Source organism: Frankia sp. CgKIO3 (assembly GCF_977946435.1).
Window position 1 is genome coordinate 1 of sequence record NZ_CDWTMO010000095.1, and the last position, 16,259, is coordinate 16,259.

Annotated in this window: 15 protein-coding genes and 1 tRNA gene; 8 read left to right on the forward strand and 8 right to left on the reverse strand. The window is 70.6% G+C overall.

Translation table 11 applies throughout. The annotated features are described in order from the left end of the window. The 3 genes from AC08OJ_RS12205 to AC08OJ_RS12215 form a co-directional block, all read left to right on the forward strand. Positions 1-358, forward strand: a 358-nt coding sequence (locus AC08OJ_RS12205) for a DUF6342 family protein (RefSeq protein WP_476595775.1), incomplete at its 5' end; no start/stop codon positions are given. Between the two features lie 59 nt (positions 359-417). Beyond that, positions 418-831, forward strand: a complete 414-nt coding sequence (locus tag AC08OJ_RS12210; RefSeq protein ID WP_476592914.1) for a WD40 repeat domain-containing protein — start codon at positions 418-420, stop codon at positions 829-831. 200 nt (positions 832-1,031) lie between these two features. Then, positions 1,032-2,078 carry an alcohol dehydrogenase catalytic domain-containing protein gene (locus tag AC08OJ_RS12215; RefSeq protein WP_476595776.1) on the forward strand — a complete coding sequence of 349 codons (1,047 nt, stop codon included), beginning with the start codon at positions 1,032-1,034 and terminating at the stop codon, positions 2,076-2,078. 96 nt (positions 2,079-2,174) lie between these two features. Here the strand turns inward: AC08OJ_RS12215 and AC08OJ_RS12220 are convergent, their stop codons facing one another. From AC08OJ_RS12220 to AC08OJ_RS12240, 5 genes are all read right to left on the reverse strand, one after another. Next, a complete protein-coding gene (locus tag AC08OJ_RS12220) occupies positions 2,175-2,870 on the reverse strand; it encodes an AAA-type ATPase lid domain-containing protein (protein WP_476595777.1) in 696 nt (231 codons plus the stop codon). Continuing rightward, a complete protein-coding gene (locus AC08OJ_RS12225) occupies positions 2,854-4,086 on the reverse strand; it encodes a sigma-54-dependent transcriptional regulator family protein (protein WP_476592911.1) in 1,233 nt (410 codons plus the stop codon). The genes AC08OJ_RS12220 and AC08OJ_RS12225 overlap by 17 nt, the downstream gene beginning before the upstream one ends. 445 nt (positions 4,087-4,531) lie before the next feature. Beyond that, positions 4,532-4,604 (reverse strand) — tRNA-Ala (locus AC08OJ_RS12230). Between the two features lie 266 nt (positions 4,605-4,870). Beyond that, positions 4,871-5,935 carry a ParA family protein gene (locus AC08OJ_RS12235; RefSeq protein ID WP_476592910.1) on the reverse strand — a complete coding sequence of 355 codons (1,065 nt, stop codon included), beginning with the start codon at positions 5,933-5,935 and terminating at the stop codon, positions 4,871-4,873. Positions 5,936-6,120: 185 nt separating this feature from the next. Beyond that, complete coding sequence (locus AC08OJ_RS12240) at positions 6,121-6,975, reverse strand: maleylpyruvate isomerase family mycothiol-dependent enzyme (protein ID WP_476595778.1); 855 nt, start codon at positions 6,973-6,975, stop codon at positions 6,121-6,123. 234 nt (positions 6,976-7,209) lie between these two features. On the opposite strand from AC08OJ_RS12240, the gene AC08OJ_RS12245 reads away from it, so the two are divergent. Next, a complete protein-coding gene (locus AC08OJ_RS12245) occupies positions 7,210-7,557 on the forward strand; it encodes a molybdopterin oxidoreductase (protein ID WP_476595779.1) in 348 nt (115 codons plus the stop codon). A 76-nt stretch (positions 7,558-7,633) separates the two neighbouring features. Here AC08OJ_RS12245 and AC08OJ_RS12250 read toward each other — a convergent pair whose 3' ends face one another. Next, entirely contained in the window at positions 7,634-7,780 is a 147-nt protein-coding gene (locus tag AC08OJ_RS12250; RefSeq protein ID WP_462188792.1) for a DLW-39 family protein, read from the reverse strand. Positions 7,781-7,881: 101 nt separating this feature from the next. Next, positions 7,882-8,673: a nuclease-related domain-containing protein gene (locus AC08OJ_RS12255; RefSeq protein ID WP_476595780.1), complete on the reverse strand. Its 792-nt coding sequence runs from the start codon at positions 8,671-8,673 to the stop codon at positions 7,882-7,884. A gap of 376 nt (positions 8,674-9,049) precedes the next feature. Between AC08OJ_RS12255 and egtA the strand changes: the two genes are divergently transcribed. Genes egtA through egtD form a run of 4 tightly spaced genes read left to right on the forward strand, consistent with a single transcriptional unit; the run spans position 9,050 to position 13,873 of the window. After that, entirely contained in the window at positions 9,050-10,546 is a 1,497-nt protein-coding gene (egtA, locus tag AC08OJ_RS12260) for an ergothioneine biosynthesis glutamate--cysteine ligase EgtA (protein WP_476595781.1), read from the forward strand. Next, entirely contained in the window at positions 10,528-11,982 is a 1,455-nt protein-coding gene (egtB, locus tag AC08OJ_RS12265) for an ergothioneine biosynthesis protein EgtB (RefSeq protein ID WP_476595782.1), read from the forward strand. The genes egtA and egtB overlap by 19 nt, the downstream gene beginning before the upstream one ends. Positions 11,983-12,012: 30 nt before the next feature. Continuing rightward, on the forward strand, positions 12,013-12,750 hold the full coding sequence (gene egtC / locus AC08OJ_RS12270) for an ergothioneine biosynthesis protein EgtC (protein ID WP_476592905.1): 738 nt from the start codon (positions 12,013-12,015) through the stop codon (positions 12,748-12,750). Positions 12,751-12,793: 43 nt separating this feature from the next. Beyond that, positions 12,794-13,873, forward strand: coding sequence for an L-histidine N(alpha)-methyltransferase (egtD, locus tag AC08OJ_RS12275; RefSeq protein ID WP_476592904.1), 1,080 nt, complete (start codon positions 12,794-12,796; stop codon positions 13,871-13,873). Between the two features lie 39 nt (positions 13,874-13,912). On the opposite strand, the gene ilvD is transcribed toward egtD, so the two are convergent. Beyond that, on the reverse strand, positions 13,913-15,766 hold the full coding sequence (gene ilvD, locus AC08OJ_RS12280; RefSeq protein WP_476592903.1) for a dihydroxy-acid dehydratase: 1,854 nt from the start codon (positions 15,764-15,766) through the stop codon (positions 13,913-13,915). Between the last annotated feature and the right edge of the window lie 493 nt (positions 15,767-16,259).

Consider the following 16,259-nt stretch of genomic DNA (forward strand, 5'->3'; position numbering starts at 1 on the left):
ACAAACCTACTCCAGCCAGGAGAGGTTTCCCACACAAACTAGAATGGAGAATACCATGGCGGAAATTGACCTCGGATTGGCCACGGACTGGGATGAGGGCGACACCCACGGCCGAATCAGGTTGAGGCAGAACCAGAATTACCCGAACTCGCCCAAGAAGGATGTGATCATCAGCTCGCCGGTGAGCATCGAACTCTCGGTCAACACAAACTACTCCACCTCCCAGGAAGCCGACAAGATCTTCTTTACGACCCACCACGGCAACCAGAAAAAGATCATCGCAATACTGGACTCCAACGGAGACCTCTACATCGCTGGCCGCGTGATCGAAGGGCAGTCGAACCTGTCCTACGAGTAGCCCGACAGCTCGGGGTGGGCCGGCGCCGCCGCGCCCACCCCGACACGGACGTCGCTGCCGTGCTCGCCCCGCTGGGTCTGCGGCTGTCAGCAGCCAAGACCCGGGTAGTGCACACGAGCGACGGGTTCGACTTCCTGGGGTTCCGCATCCAGCGGCGCCGCAAGCGAGGCACGAACCAGTGGTACGTCTACACCTGCATCCCTGACCGGCCCCTCAAGGCGGTGAAGGAAAAGAGCGGCCACCCGACGAGCGTCACGTTCAGCCCGACGATGCCGCTGGTCGCCACCGGGGGTACCGACACCACCGTCCGGCTGTGGCAGCTGGCGTTCCCCGACCCGCCGCGGCTCGTCGCCGCCGTCGGCTACGGCCGGCGGATCAACCAGCAGTGGGCGCGGGCGGTGGCGTTCAGCCCGGACGGCACCCTGCTGGCCACCGCCGGCGCCGACCGCGTCACCGTCCTCTGGGACTTGTAAGCGCGTCCGGGACCTGTGGGTGCCGTAAGTGTCCCGGATCCGGGGCACTCCACCTGCGGACAACCCGGTGGCCGCTGCCAATGGTCCGATTTCGCAACAGTCGCGGGAGCTGCACGCTACTAGGGTCTGATCCGGGGTCGCGTGAAGGGCTCCAGGAGCGAACGGCCCCGGAGCCTACATCAGAACAACAGGAGGTACCGATGAAGGCGCTAGTATACCACGGGCCGGGCAAGAAGTCGTGGGAGGAAGTTCCCGACGCCACGATCCAGGAGCCTGGCGACGTCGTCGTCCGGGTCGACACCACCACGATCTGCGGGACCGACCTGCACATTCTTCAGGGCGACGTCGCGACCATGACCGACGGCCGCATCCTCGGCCACGAGGCCGTCGGCACGATCATCGAGGTCGGCGACGCGGTCACGGCATTCCAGGTCGGTGACCGGGTGCTCGTTCCGGCGATCACGAAGTGCGGCCGCTGCGAGTACTGCCAGCGGGGAATTCCCTCGCACTGCCAGACCGTCGGGGGCATCGGCTGGATTTTCGGGCATCTGATCGACGGGACACAGGCCGAGTTCGCCCGGGTCCCCTATGCCGACACCTCGCTGTACGCGGTGCCGGCGAACGTGGCCAACGAGCAGGCCATCTTCCTCGCCGACTCGCTGCCGACGGGCTACGAGGTCGGCGTGCTGGCCGGCAACGTGCGTCCGGGTGACACGGTCGCGGTGGTCGGGGCCGGGGCGGTGGGGCTCTCGGCGATTCTGACGACCGGCCTGTGGGGCGCGTCGAAGGTCATCGCGATCGACTCGAACAAGTTCCGGCTGGACAAGGCGCTGGAGTTCGGCGCCACCGATGTGGTGGAGGTCGGCCCCGGCACGGTCGCCGAAACCATCGCGCTCACCGACGGGCTCGGCGTCGATGTCGCCATCGAGGCGGTGGGCTATCCGGAGACGTTGCTGACGGCGGTGTCGCTGGTGCGGCCCGGCGGCACGATCGCCAACGTGGGTGTGCACGGCACGCCGGTGGAACTGCCGATGCAGGACCTGTGGATCCAGAACCTGAGCCTGACCATGGGGCTCGTCGACACCGTCTCGATCCCCACCCTGCTCAAAATGGTCGCCAGCGGCCGGATTCCGGCCGAGAAGATGGGCACGCACACGTTCACCTTCGAGCAGGTGAACGAGGCCTACGAGGTGTTCCGGAACGCGGCGGCGAACGAGGCGCTGAAGGTTGTCATCAACCGGGTCTGAGCCCGTCTCCAGCCCAGGACGGTTCTGCGGCGGGGCGGGTTTGGTCGACCTTCTCCGCCGCCCGTCAGGCGCTGTACCCATCAGGCGATAGACCCGTCAGGCGATATAGCTGATGCCGAATGCGTCGATCTTGCGGTAGAGGGAAGAACGGGCGATACCGAGCATGGCGGCGGCCTTGTAGCGGTTGCCGCGGGACTCGTACAGCGCCTGGATGATCGCGTCGCACTGCGCGGCCTCAAGCATCGACATCTTGCGTGCTCTGCCCTGGAAACACAGCTGGGGCAGGTCCGGGGGCTGAACCTCTCCGATCGGCTTGCGCGTGACGACGTACCTGAGGACGTCCTGAAGCTCGCTGATGTTGCCGGGCCAAGCGTACCCCTCCAGGGCCCGGATGACCTGCAGACTGAGCCGCAGCGAACGGCGTGCCGCGATTTTGTGCAGGATCGACAGCGCGATTTCCCCGATCTCGTCGGCCCGGTAGCGTAGGGCGGGCACCCGGGTGATCTCGTGGAAGTGCCGCAGGAGCAGCCCGTAAGGCCGGGTCGCGTCCACCGCCGGCGTGTCGATGCACCCGACGAGCAGCGGCGGCGAGGGCAGCGCGACCAGCGGTCGCAGCGTCTCGTCCAGGCACCGGGCGGCGATCGGGATGAGCAGGTTCATCCCGCGCAGCACCAGCAGGTGCGGCCGGTCGCCGGCGCCGGTGAGCAGTCGCGTACCAGGAGGCGTCCGGGCGCTGCTCTGCTCGGGTGCGCCGCTCCGCTCAGCCGCAAACGATCTACAGTCCACGGTCACGACCCGACCCGTACGCCTGCCGGAACTCGTTGATCACCAGGGTCTGCTTGCCCACTCCCGGCTCGCCGATCAGCAGGTGGTTACGGCCCTGCTGGATGCTGACGACCACCTCCCGCCACGCCCGCAGGAACGGGGACAGCAACTCCCGATTCGCCCGGATCCGCGCCTCGGCGTGCTCCTTCTGGGCGTGGCCGGGTCCTCTGAGGTCCTGCGCGTAGTCGCGTCGAACCATCGGTGCGACGTGCGAACCCTGACGCCGGACAGCCTCGGCCGGCTCGGCCGACCGCTGGGCACCGGTCGGCGCCCCCGTGAGCAGGCATCCGACCACGTCATCGCCGAGCTGGACCGCCTCGGTCACCACCTCGGCGCAGCCGCCGGAGGGCAGCTCCACATGCTGGCGGGCGAAATCCCGCAGCGACAGACTCGCCAGCACCAGGTCGCTGAGCACCCGCAGGTCGCCGACCTCCAGGTGGCAGGCCGCGACGTTGGTCAGGACGTAGTCCCCGTCCGTGGCGAGCACCCAGGCCTTGTCCTGGCCGACGTGGCCGGTACGGTCGTCCCCGCAGGCGCGGGCGAAGCGGTCGAGGATCGTCTGTGACCGCCGGTGGGGTTCAGCTGCCATCCGCTCGGTGACCTGACGGGCGAGCAGCTGCGCCACCGCAGGCTGCAGGGTCGTCTCGTCCGACTGGTGGCAGATGACCATCACCACGCCGCGGACGTCGCGGCTGTGCGGATCCACCACCAGCGCGGCGGCCTCGCCGAGACACCTCAGCTGGGAGTGGTAGTGCTCCGGACCGCTGATCGCGATATCGGTCTGGTCATGCAGGGAGATCGACGCGGCGGTGGTACCGACGGCCTGCTCGGCGTAACCGTAGCCGGGCACGAACAACACCCCGTCGAGCAGCCCGGCAAGGGCACGGTCGCCATCCCGGCGGACCCGCACCACCCCTGCGGTGTCGACCAGCACCAGCGAGGCGGCAACCTCGGCGCTCCCGGCGAGGAAGCCGTCGAACACCTCCTCGGCGCAAGTCACCAGAGGCGTAACCTCGGGGTGGCCCAGGAACCGTGCCCTGATGCGGTCAGGCTCGATGCCGTACGCGCGCGACCGTTCCCATGAGGCCAGCACGGCCGGCCGGACGACATCCCGCCAGACCACACCCTGCCCCGCGGTCAGAAACGACCGGCGCGCCGCCTCAACCTCGACGAGCCTCGGCATGCGGCAGAGTATAAGAGCACCGCAGTGGGCGTCACCTGAGCTTTATGCGCGTCGCGGGAGCTTTGCGGGTGGACCGGGCGGCTGGACCGCCTCCGGCGCGCCGAGCCGCGCGGCCCACCACCAGGTCAGGCCGCGCAGCTCAGGTCAGTGCAGCTCAGGTCAGCGGCCGGCGGAGGTCTCGGCGAGCTCCGCGTAGAAGATCCCGGTCGACTGCCGGGTCACGCTGCCGCCGGCCACGACCCGGTGCCGGCCGGCAGCAGACCGTTGGTCCAGCGGGTGAGGATTGCCCCCGAGAACACCTGCAACGCCCCGGGCACGACGGGCACCGGGATCCAGGTGCCGTCAGACCGCCACGCCGCATCGGGAGTCCGGGGGTCGCCCCCGGGCAGACATAACGGCTGATCGGAAGCCGCCCGAGGGGCGGCGAACAGCCGAAGCCAGCGCGTGGAGACGAGGGGACTCGAACCCCTAACCCCTGCCTTGCAAAGGCAGTGCTCTGCCAATTGAGCTACGCCCCCGAGGGACGCACTCCGGCCGGGACGGAACCATTCGACGATGACCACCTCGGCGAAGCACTTCACAAGCGTACGGCATGACGGTCTCCTCGGACGTTGGTCCGGCACGGGAACCACCCGGGAACCATGGGAGGACACCGATGCTCGGGGGGATCCGGTCTTCCGGCGATCACAGTGCCCGCCTACGACCATCGTGCCCCGCGGGAGCCCTGTGGATAACCGGGCCGCGACTCCCCCAACCGCCACCCTGTGGATAACCGGCCCGTCGGTCAGGACCGGCGCAGGGTCGGATCGATGAAGGCCAGCCGCTCCCGCACCTTGACCGCGAGATCCCGGAAGTCGGAGTAGCACCGCCGCACCGCGCTCTGCGTACCGCCGAGCGCGCCGTCTCCGGCCCGCAGGTCGAACATCGGCTTACGGGCGTCGTGCGCCAGCGGGATCAGGTTCGCGTAGTGCCCCAGAGTGGCGATCTCGAAGGAACGGTCGTGCGGTCCGGGGTTCCCGCTGGTGAGCACCGAGGTCGCGAACACCTCGGGAATCCGGTCGAGCCACCGGTCGTGCGCCTTTGCCGGCCGGTCGGTCCGCGTCGGCGGCTGCATCACGATGTACCCGATCGGCATCATCAGCCCGCGCGGAGCCGAGATGCGCTCGGGAATCTTCGGCAGCACCGTGCCCTGCCAGATGGAACGCCACTCCCGCAGCGTGGGGCCGAGGTTGCGCAGCCCCCGCAGCGAGAACAGGTCCGCTGCCAGTGGCATGAGCACGGTGTCGGCGGACAGCAGCGCGGCCCGGTTGATGGCCCCCAGATTGGGCCCCACGTCGATGAGCACGATCTCGGCGCCAACCAAGCGGGCACCATGGTCGATGACCCGGTGCAACGCCGTCGTCGTACGCAGCGCCGCGATGTCCTTGCCGAGGAAGCTGTTCGGCCAGGCGGCCGACAGCCGGTCCTCGAAGACGCTCAGCTCGACGTCACCGGGCAGCAGCCACAGGCCGTCCTCGATCGTCACCGGATCGAAGAGCGCGACGTCCCCGACCCCCTCCATGATCGGCCCGATCGCCGTCGCCATCGTCCCCGTACCGGGGACAATCCGAACCGGGCGCACGTCGAGGTCGATGATGGACTTCGGCGCGGACGACGCGGTGACCTCCGGCTCTTCCCACAGCTGGGTCAGCTCGTCCTCGTCGAGGAACTGGGCGGTCAGGTTCGCCTGCGGATCGAGATCGACCGCGAGCACCCGGTGACCCATGCGCTGCAGCATGTGCGCCAGGTGGTAGGCGAGGGTCGTCTTACCGACGCCGCCCTTGTTGTTGAACAAGGCCATCGTGATCATGAAAAGCTCCGGCCACGATCCCCACGTCGCCCGCGCGCCGCCTCACCCCAGTTGTCCCTGTTGTCCAACACGGCAGACATTGTCGCGCTAGCCGGAAACCTCAGAAGAAGCCCGCCCCGTCGCGGGTCCCGCCAGCCCGGTCCGGGACGCCGAGCAGCCGGCCGGTCAGTCCGAGAAAGCGCCGGTCATTCCCAGGGGGCGAGGGTGGGCCAGTCCGGCCGGCCCGGGTCCCGGCCGGCGAGCCAGCGCAGCGTCGGCCTGGTGGGCGTATCGACGACCACACGCCGCTGCCCGCGACCGACGGCGGTCGACGGCCGGTCCCCCGGCGCCAGCACGACGGTGATCTCCGGGGGTACTCGGGCCGGCAGCCCGCGCAGGGTCCACTCCCATTCGGTCTGGACGTAGGCCGGGCTCAGGTCCGCCCAGCCGGGACCGCCGAGATCGGCAAGATCGAGGTCGACGAGGTGTATCTCGGTCTCCCGCCAGCGGAGGAAGACCAGATCAGCAAGGGTCGTCAGGCCATAGGTGGCGGTGTGCCCGAGACCCGTGCGCCAGACGTCGACCTGCACGCCGTCCCAGGCCCGCTCCAGCCGGGTCACCGCGGCCACCAGGTCGTCGCGGACCTGGGCGGCGGGCAGATCGCAACCGGCGGCCGATGCCGTCCTCCCGCTGCTGCGCGCCCCCGGGTACTGGGCCCGGATCCCACCGGCCCGGGCGGCTTCGACCATGCCGGTGTGACTGTCCGCGTTGCGGGCCAGGTGGGTGAGCAGGTGACCGACCGCCCAGCCCGGCAGGCCCGACGGACGGCGCACGACGATGTCGTCCAGCCGGCCGGCCACCTCCAGTAGACGCCGATGGGCCACTGCACATCCGGCGAGCCGATCGTGCGGAACCACCGAGGGGAGGTAGGAGGGACCGGACGGCGGCGACGTGTCGATGCTCGACTCCTGAGCGATGCTCACACCCGCCCCGGAGTCGGCATCAACTCCCGCGCCGGGGACGATGGCGTCGGACGGTCGGGGCGAGGTCGGGGTGGTCATGGTTCTACGGTGCCCCCCGACGCCACCACACGCCACCACACGCCAGGTCAAGCCTCCTACCAGCGTCTTTACCCGCAGATTCCTTATAGTCGGCACACGTTGCGCTCGAGATCCGGGCCGCGTCCGACGCTCCCTCGATGGCCGACGTAACGCGGTGGAAACAGCTCCGAGCGAAAATACCCAGAGGAAGATACGGAAAGCATGCACACGGATACCCGGCGGAAGGATGAGCGGATGTTCACAACTCCTCGCTTCCTGCAGGGCTTTGTCCCCTTCGAGGGCAAAGGTCTGGATGTTCCGATTTCGCTTGGCTCGTCGTTCAGCTACGTCGTCCCAGCCGGCATCACCGCCCAGCCGCTCTACTTCCGGGGCGGCAACTCGACGGACGAACTGATCTGCCCGATCCTCCTGCGGAACGGGGTTCCCATGCGCTTCTTCCCGATCGGAGCGCGGGGTTCAATCCACGTGCCGCTGCGCATCGTCGAGGATCTGGTGTCGGAGACGCACATCGAGCTGCACCTCGCCGCCCCGGCCGGGCTGGTCGGCACCCTGGTCGCCGACGTGGGCCTAGTCGAGCTCTGAGGCTGAGGCCCTGAGCTGGAAACTTCGGCGGGCTGACCCCCCGGGCCGGGCTGGCATCCCGGCCTTGCCGCGGACCTCAGCGCCCGCCGGCCGGGGCGCCCGCCGCGGAGGTCGCCTCCCGCCAGAGGTCGATCTCCTCCTTGCCCCTGCTGCGGCGCCGGACGGCGGTCAGCGCGGCTCCGGCGCTCGCCAGTAGAGCCAGCACGGTCACCTTGCGAACCATCTCGTCTCCTTCGTAGGCCACCTTCACCCAACGGTATCCCGCCCGCCGGTACCGTGGCCGGACCGAGTCGCATCGCCCTGATCAACGTCACCGCAGGCTGATCAACGCCGCAGCAGGCCGCGCAGCCGGGATCCGGCCGGCCAGGACGGCGGGGGGCCCGACACCGCATAGGCCGGGAACACCCGCTCGGCCACGTCGACCAGCATCGCCACGTCGATGGGCCGAAGCACGATCCCGGCGGAGAGCACGTAGTCGGCCACCCCGGTGGCAGGCAGCAACAGCACGCCCTCGACGAGGGCCAGGCCGGCGGGAAGATCCGCGCGGGCGAAGGCCACGACCGGCTGGACCTCCAACTGCCAGCCCGCCGGCAGTTCCACGAGGAGCTGCGCGGTGGCCTCCTCGCCCATCCACGCGACCAGCCCCAGCATCGCCCGCAACGGAACCTTGCCGGCCCAGACCCCGACGGCGTTCTGGCGGATCGGTCCCGGATGGGCGTCGGTCTCGATCAGCCAGGCCCCGGACGGCCCGATGACGAGATGGTCGATATTGCCGGCCGAGTCGGCCAGCGCGCGGTCGTGCAGGACGGTGTAGCCGGCCCGGACCAAACGGTCCAACGCCCGTGCGGTGCTGCGTTCGGCCTCCGCGTCCTCGCGCCAGGCCTCGATCTCCGGCGGGGACCGGAGAAACCGGGTCGCCGCGACGAGGACCACCACGACAGCCGAGATGATCGCGAGCTGCACGGCCACGAGCGCGGGCAGCCCGACCAGGAGGCTGACCACGGCGACGACGAGGGCGACGGCACCCGCTGTCGCCCCGGCGACGGCCATCGCCCGCCGTTTATGATCACCGCGCTCGGTGACGTACAGCTGCTTGCGCCGCAGGTACTCGGCCATGGCCGAACGTCCCGCTGACTGCCGATCGGACACGTCCGCGGTCACCACCTCCCGGCGCCGTCACGACGCCGTTGCGCTCGGCGTTGTCTCCGGGTCCGGAACCGGCTCCGCCGTCAGTCAATCACGGCGTGCTACTGACTCCCGGTCCGTCCCGGTCACCATTCCATCGAATACACAACAGCGACAGGGTCAAGGGCGTGGAATATGCGAGGGAAAAGCACGTTGAAAACATATCTATACCACCCATCGGCGAGCTGGCCGAGGCGACACCGAGTACGGCGGCCGGGTAGGGGGCCGGCAGCGCAGGGGAGAACCCACCAGAGGCCGCCGCCGGGCGCGGTGTCGAACAGTTGCAGTGCCGGAGAGGAGCCACAGGATGCCACGCCACGTGACACCCGAGGGGATCCGGAATGACGAGCCGCAACCACCACACCCTCACTCACAGCCACAGCGGCGGGCGATCGACACCGACCAGGTACGGGCCTTCGCGGCCGGCTGCGTCACGCCGGTCCACGGGACAGACGATGAGGCGGCCCGCGGGAATGCCCGCAAGGACACCCGGGGGGACGGCCATAGGGATGCCCGGGGGAACGGTGGCCCGACGGTACCGGGAGGATGCGTCGGCATCGAGACGGAGTGGCTGGTCGTCGACACGCAGGCGGTCCACTGCCTGATCCCGCCAGCCCGCACGCTGGCGTCCCTCGCCCGGATTCCCGGGACCACCCCGGGCCCCGGCGGGCCGGTCCTGCCCGGGGGCAGCCGCATCACCTTCGAGCCCGGCGGCCAGCTGGAGCTGTCCGGGCCGCCGGCCGAGCTCACCGCGGCTGTGCGGGCGACCTCCGCCGATCTGAACCTGGTCCGCTCCGCCCTGGCGGTGGACGGCCTGGCCCTCGTCGGCATGGGGGTCGATCCCCTGCGCGTCGGGATGCGGCAGACCACCGCGTCCCGGTACGCGGCGATGGAGGAGCATTTCCGGACCGGGGGCGGGGCGTCCGGCACGGTGATGATGTGCTCGACCGCCTCCGTCCAAGTCAACCTGGACCTCGGCGGCTCGCCTGCCGAGGCGGCGCGGCGGTTCCAACTCGTCCACGCTCTCGGCCCGGTCCTCACCGCCCTGTTCGCCGCCTCACCCGCGTACGCCGGCCGCCGGACCGGATGGCGGTCGACCCGCCAGGCGGTGTGGGACGGCATCGACGCGAGCCGGACCCGGCCCGTCGCGGCCGCTCTCACGGCCCCGGGGTCCAGCGACACCGAGCCCGATCTCGTCGACCTGTGGGCGCGGTACCTGCTCGACGCCAAGCTGATGATGGTCGGGAATCCCGCCGGGGCCGGCGACCCCAAAAACGATCATCATTTCGTCGCGGTCCGGGACGGCTCGACCTTCGGGGACTGGCTCGCCGGCCGCAGCCCGGTCACCCGTCCCCCGACCCGCGACGACCTCTCTTACCACGCGACCACGGTGTTCCCGCCGGTCCGACCGCGTGGCTGGTGGGAGCTGCGCTACCTCGACGCGCAACCAGGTGACGGCTGGCAGGCCGCCGTCGCGATGCCGACGGTACTGCTTGACGACCCGGTCGCCGCGGACGGAGCGTTCGAGGCGTGCCTGGCCGTCGCGCATCGCTGGCCGGCCGCGGCGATGCTCGGCATGGCCGACGAGCCCCTGCGACGCGCGGCGGTGCGCTGCGTCGACCTGGCCGTGAGCGCCCTGCGCCGCGGCGGCGCGACCGATCTCGCCGAGACGGTCGAGTCGTTCGCCGGGCACTACCTCGACCGCGGCCGATGTCCGGCCGACGAACTGACCGAACGACTTCTCGCGATCGGCCCGGCCGGTCTGCTGCGTGAGGAGGCCCACCGGTGCGTCTCACTCGTCTGACCCAGTCCCCGGCGTCCCCGGCCGACCCAGCCGACCGGGAGACCGCCGCCGCCCAGGAGGCGATGCCGACCCAGGAGGCTATGCCGATCACCGCCGACACCGTCACCGACGCCCTCCGGGCCGCGCGCCGGCGTTCACTCACGTACACCGACATCGCCGCGGATGATCTCCTCCGCCAGCACTCGCCGCTGATGTCCCCGCTGGTCTGGGACCTCGCTCACGTCGGCAACTACGAGGATCTCTGGCTGGTGCGCGCGCTGGCCGGCGGCACCGGGACGCGGCCGGGGCTCGACGACATCTACGACGCGTTCCGGCACAGCCGCGCGAGCCGCAGCCGACTGGCCCTGCTCGGCCCCGCCGAGACCAGGGCGTACCTGCACGAGGTCCGCGGCCGCACCCTCGACCTCCTCGACCGGTTCGGACCCGACCGGTTCGGACCGGTGGCCGGCGCCACCGCGGAAACCGCTGCCGTACCGGAGCGGGAACGGCTGCTCGCCGACGGCTTCGTCTACGGCATGGTCGTGCAGCACGAGCACATGCACGACGAGACGATGCTCGCCACGCACCAGCTCCGCCAGGGACCGCCGGTACTCGCTCCCGGCGCGGCGCCACCGCCCGGCCGCCGGGTGCCGCGGCCGGAGGTCCTCGTGCCGGCCGGCGAGTTCACCCTCGGCACCAGCACCCATCCCTGGGCCTTCGACAACGAGGGTCCCGCCCACCGCGTCCACCTCCCCGCGTTCTGGATCGACACCATCCCCGTCTCCAACCGGGCGCAGATCGCCTTCATCGACGCCGACGGCTACGACGACGAGCGGCTCTGGTCGACGGCGGGATGGGAATGGCGCCAGACGGAGGGCCTGAGCGCGCCCGCGTTCTGGTGGCGCGAGGGCGGCACCTGGCTGCGCCGCCGGTTCGGCCGGGTCGAGCCGGTTCCCCTCGACGAGCCGGTCCAGCACGTGTGCTGGTACGAGGCCGAGGCGCATGCCCGCTGGGCCGGCAAGCGGCTGCCGACCGAGGCCGAGTGGGAGAAGGCCGCCGCCTACGACCCGGTCACCGGACGTTCACGGCGGTATCCGTGGGGGGACACCGATCCGACTCCGGAGCGTGCCAACCTGGGCAACCGGACGAGCGGCCCGGCCCCGCTGGGGGCCTATCCCGCGGGCGCGAGTCCCTGCGGAGCCGAACAGATGATCGGGGACGTCTGGGAATGGACGGCGAGCGGGTTCACGCCGTACCCGGGCTTCGCGTCTTATCCCTACCGGGAGTACAGCGAGGTCTCCTTTCCGAAGGCCGGGCGGGAGTCGTCCTTCCGCGTCCTGCGCGGGGGCAGCTGGGCGACGGACGCCGTCGCCGTCCGCGCCACGTTCCGGAACTGGGACTACCCGATCCGCCGGCAGATCTTCGCCGGATTCCGGCTGGCCCGCGACGCCGGGTGACGAGCGAGCACGTGTGCGAAGGAGACCTCGGTGTGTCGGCACCTCGCCTGGATCGGAACGCCACGGACCCTGGCGGGGCTGACCCTGGAGCGTCCGTACAGCCTGCTGCGCCAGTCGTGGTCGCCGAGGCGGATGCGCCACGGCACGGTGAACGCCGACGGGTTCGGAGTCGGCTGGTACGCCCCGGCGCTGCGGGCGGCGCCGGCCCGGTTCCGCCGGGCCGTGCCGATGTGGACGGACGCCTCGTACGCCTCAATCGCCGGCGCGGTCGCCTCCGGCTGCGTGCTGGCGGCCGTGCGTAGCGCCACCGTCGGCATGCCGGTCGAAGAGAGCGCGACGGCTCCCTTCACCGACGGCCACCGGCTGCTCAGCCACAACGGCCGGGTCGACCCGGTGGCCGTCCGGCGGATGCTGCGCGACCGGCCCGACGCTCCGGTCCCGGACTCGACGTGCGACTCCGCGCTGCTCGCCGCGCTGGTGTGGGAGCACGCCGGGAAGCGTCCACTCGCCGAGGCGGTCGCCGAGGTCGTGCTGTCGCTGGACGCGGCGGGTCCGGGCGAGCGGGCCCGGCTGAACCTGCTGGTGGTGGATGGAACCCAGATCGTGGCGACCGCCTGGCGGGACAGCCTGTCATACCGGATGGAGAAAGATGGAGTCCTGGTCGCAAGCGAACCAGACGATGACGAACCGGGCTGGGTGGACGTTCCGGACCATCACCTCCTGGTAGCCGACACACACCAAGTCACTCTTCGTAACATGATCTCCTAGATCGGTTACCGTGGGTTGCACCACGTTGATGGAGGGCACATCCATGACACCAAGGACTCCGACAACCGCCCGGGCGGATGATGCCGTCCCTGAGGGGACGGGCGCGAACGGCACGGCGGAGATCCCGTTCCCGGGCCTCTCCGTCGACCGCCACCTGCACGAGTCGGATCGCACCGTCACGCTGGCCCGCGACGTCCTCGCCGGCCTCACCGCGAGCCCCCGCGAGCTGCCGCCGAAGTGGTTCTACGACACCACCGGCGGCATGCTGTTCGACAAAATCACCCGGTTGGCGGAGTACTACCCGACCCGGCGGGAACGGGCCATCCTGGTCAGTTACGCCGACGAGATCGCGACGGCCTGTCCGGCCGACACCCTCATCGAGCTGGGATCGGGAACCTCCGACAAGACCAGGCTGCTGCTCGACGCGCTGCGGGCGGCCGGCAACCTCCGCCGCTTCATCCCCTTCGATGTCGACGAGGCAGCCCTGGTGCGGGCGGGTCGCGGGATCCTCACCACCTACCCGGGGCTCTCCGTGGCGGCCGTGGTCGGGGACTTCGAACGGCATCTGCACCAGCTGCCCCGAGGTGGCCACCGGCTGCTCGCCTTCCTCGGCGGCACGGTTGGCAATCTGCGCCCCGCGCAGCGGCAGAACCTCCTCCGTACGCTGCGCGGGCAGGCCGAGAGCTCCGACGCCCTGTTGCTGGGAACGGACCTCGTCAAGGACGTCGACCGCCTCGTCGCCGCGTACGACGACGGTGCCGGGGTCACCGCAGCCTTCAACCGCAATGTGCTGACGGTGATCAACCGGGAGCTCGGGAGCGACTTCGACATCCGCGGATTCGCGCACGTGGCGATCTGGAACGCCGAGAACTCCTGGATCGAGATGCGGCTACGTTCCGTTCGGGAGCAGCGCGTCTCAATCGCGGCCCTCGCCGTCACGGCCGACTTCCAGCCGGGCGAGGAGATCCTCACCGAGATCAGCGCCAAGTTCACCCTGGACGGCATCGCCTCGGAGCTTGCGCTGGCGGGCTGGGCGGTGGCGCGGCAGTGGACGGATCCCGACGGGGATTTCGCCGTAACGCTCGCGACGCCGTCGTCCGCCCCCGCCGCCGTCCCGGTCTGAACCCGTCCCGGTCCGAGCCGGGCCCGCTCGGACGCCTCGTCAGCCGCCGAGCAGACCGACGTCGCGCGCGGCACCGGTGGAGGCCGAGGTCGCCATCGCCGCATAGGCCCGCAGCGCCATGGACACCGGCCGTTCCCGCCCCGTGGGACGGTAGCCGCCGGCCGCGTCCAGCGCCGCGCGTCGGCTCGCCAATTCCTCGTCGGAGACCACGAGCTCCAGCCGGCGGGCCGGGATGTCGATCTCGATGATGTCCCCGTCGCGGACCAGGGCGATCGTCCCGCCGTGGGCCGCCTCCGGGGAGACGTGACCGATCGACAGTCCGGAGCTCCCGCCGGAGAACCGGCCGTCGGTGATCAGAGCGCACTTCGGGCCGAGACCGCGACCCTTGAGGAACGCGGTGGGGTAGAGCATCTCCTGCATCCCCGGGCCACCGCGGGGGCCCTCGTAGCGGACGATGATCACATCCCTGGCCTTGACCCGCCCGGTGAGGATGGCGTCGACCGCCTCCTCCTGGCTCTCGACCACGAGCGCCGGGCCGCGGAAGGCCCACTGGCTCTCGTCCACGCCGGCCGTCTTCACGACGGCGCCCTCGATGGCCAGGTTGCCGAACAGCACCGCGAGCCCACCCTCGGCGGAGTAGGCGTGCTCGACCGAACGGATGCAGCCGTCTCTGGCGTCGGTGTCGAGGGTGTCCCACCGATTGGTGGAGCTGAACGGCTCGATCGTGCGCACGCCACCCGGCGCCGCGTGGAACAGCTCGATCGCGCCCGGCGAGGGGCTCGGGCCGCGGACGTCCCAGCGGTCGAGGAACTCGCGCAGGCTCGCCGAGTGCACCGTATGCGGGTCCGGGTCGAGCAGCCCGGCCCGGTCGAGCTCGCCGAGGATCGCGGGGATGCCGCCCGCCCGGTGGACGTCCTCCAGGTAGTAACGGGTGGAGCTCGGCGCCACCTTGCACAGGCAGGGGACGGTGCGGGAGATCCGGTCGATGTCGGCGAGGGTGATGTCGACGCCGGCCTCGACGGCGGCAGCCAGCAGATGCAGCACGGTGTTCGTCGAGCCGCCCATTGCCACGTCGACCGCGAAGGCGTTGCGGAAGGCGGCGGCGGTCGCGATCGACCGGGGCAGGACCGCCTCGTCGTCCTTCTCGTAGTAGCGCCGCGCCAGGTCGACCACGAGACGCCCGGCCTCGACGAACAGCTCACGGCGGGCGGCGGCGGTGGCCAGGGTCGACCCGTTGCCGGGCAGGGACAGCCCGATCGCCTCGGTCAGGCAGTTCATCGAGTTCGCCGTGAACATGCCGGAGCAGGATCCGCACGTCGGGCAGGCCGAACGCTCGATCATCGACAGGTCGCCGTCCGAGATGTCCGGGTTGACCGCCGCCGACATCGCGGTGATGAGGTCCAGCCTGGACCGGGCCGTGCCGCCGGAGATGACCGCATTGCCCGACTCCATCGCCCCGCCGGAGACGAACACGGTCGGGATGTTCAGCCGCAGTGCCGCGAGCAGCATCCCCGGGGTGATCTTGTCGCAGTTGGAGATGCAGACCAGGGCGTCGGCGCAGTGGGCGTTCACCATGTACTCGACGCTGTCGGCGATGAGCTCGCGGGACGGCAGCGAGTAGAGCATCCCGCCGTGCCCCATCGCGATGCCGTCGTCCACGGCGATGGTGTTGAACTCGCGCGCCACCCCACCGGCCTCGGCCACCGCCCCGGCCACCAGCGAGCCAAGGTCACGCAGGTGCACATGCCCCGGAACGAACTCGGTGAAGCTGTTGGCCACGGCGACGATCGGCTTGCCGAAGTCATCGTCGGTCATCCCGGTCGCGCGCCACAGGGCGCGGGCGCCGGCCATGTTCCGGCCGTGGGTGGTGGTACGGGAGCGCAGGGCGGGCATCTCGACCTCGAAGATCAATTCAACGGCGCTGCTGGCGGGGACCGCCGGCACTGGCAGACGATGACACGACGGTACGCCACCGCACGGACGGGTCCGGTCAGCCAGGTCGCGGGGCCCGGCCAGCCGGGCGGCGAACGGCGAGCGACGGGATCAGGGGCCAAGGACCAGGGATGAGACCCGGAATCAAGGACCCGGAATCAGGAATCAGGGCCCGCTTCGGCGGGGGGCGGGGACGGGGGCGCGTCGGGTGGTAGGTCCCCCAGTCTGGGCCCGCTGGGCGGAACGGCCCAGGGGTAGCCGGCGATCCGCCGACCGGCCCCGCGGCTGCTGTCCGGCGCCGGTGGACGACCCGCGGGCCCCGGCTGATACCCCGACCGATGCCCCGACTGGCTGGGGCGACCGGGATCACCCGCCCCGCCTGCCGGGTCGTCTCCTCCCCCGCCCGGGCCGGGCTGATCCGGCCCGGGCGGGGGAGGAGACGACCCGGCAGGCG

Coding starts and splice junctions, on each gene's coding strand:
- AC08OJ_RS12215 (WP_476595776.1), top strand. CDS start 1,032: ATGAAGGCGCTAGTATACCACGGGCCGGGCAAGAAGTCGTGGGAGGAA.
- AC08OJ_RS12225 (WP_476592911.1), bottom strand. CDS start 4,086: ATGCCGAGGCTCGTCGAGGTTGAGGCGGCGCGCCGGTCGTTTCTGACC.
- AC08OJ_RS12235 (WP_476592910.1), bottom strand. CDS start 5,935: ATGATCACGATGGCCTTGTTCAACAACAAGGGCGGCGTCGGTAAGACG.
- AC08OJ_RS12240 (WP_476595778.1), bottom strand. CDS start 6,975: ATGACCACCCCGACCTCGCCCCGACCGTCCGACGCCATCGTCCCCGGC.
- AC08OJ_RS12245 (WP_476595779.1), top strand. CDS start 7,210: ATGTTCACAACTCCTCGCTTCCTGCAGGGCTTTGTCCCCTTCGAGGGC.
- AC08OJ_RS12250 (WP_462188792.1), bottom strand. CDS start 7,780: ATGGTTCGCAAGGTGACCGTGCTGGCTCTACTGGCGAGCGCCGGAGCC.
- AC08OJ_RS12255 (WP_476595780.1), bottom strand. CDS start 8,673: ATGGCCGAGTACCTGCGGCGCAAGCAGCTGTACGTCACCGAGCGCGGT.
- egtA (WP_476595781.1), top strand. CDS start 9,050: ATGCCACGCCACGTGACACCCGAGGGGATCCGGAATGACGAGCCGCAA.
- egtD (WP_476592904.1), top strand. CDS start 12,794: ATGACACCAAGGACTCCGACAACCGCCCGGGCGGATGATGCCGTCCCT.
- ilvD (WP_476592903.1), bottom strand. CDS start 15,766: ATGCCCGCCCTGCGCTCCCGTACCACCACCCACGGCCGGAACATGGCC.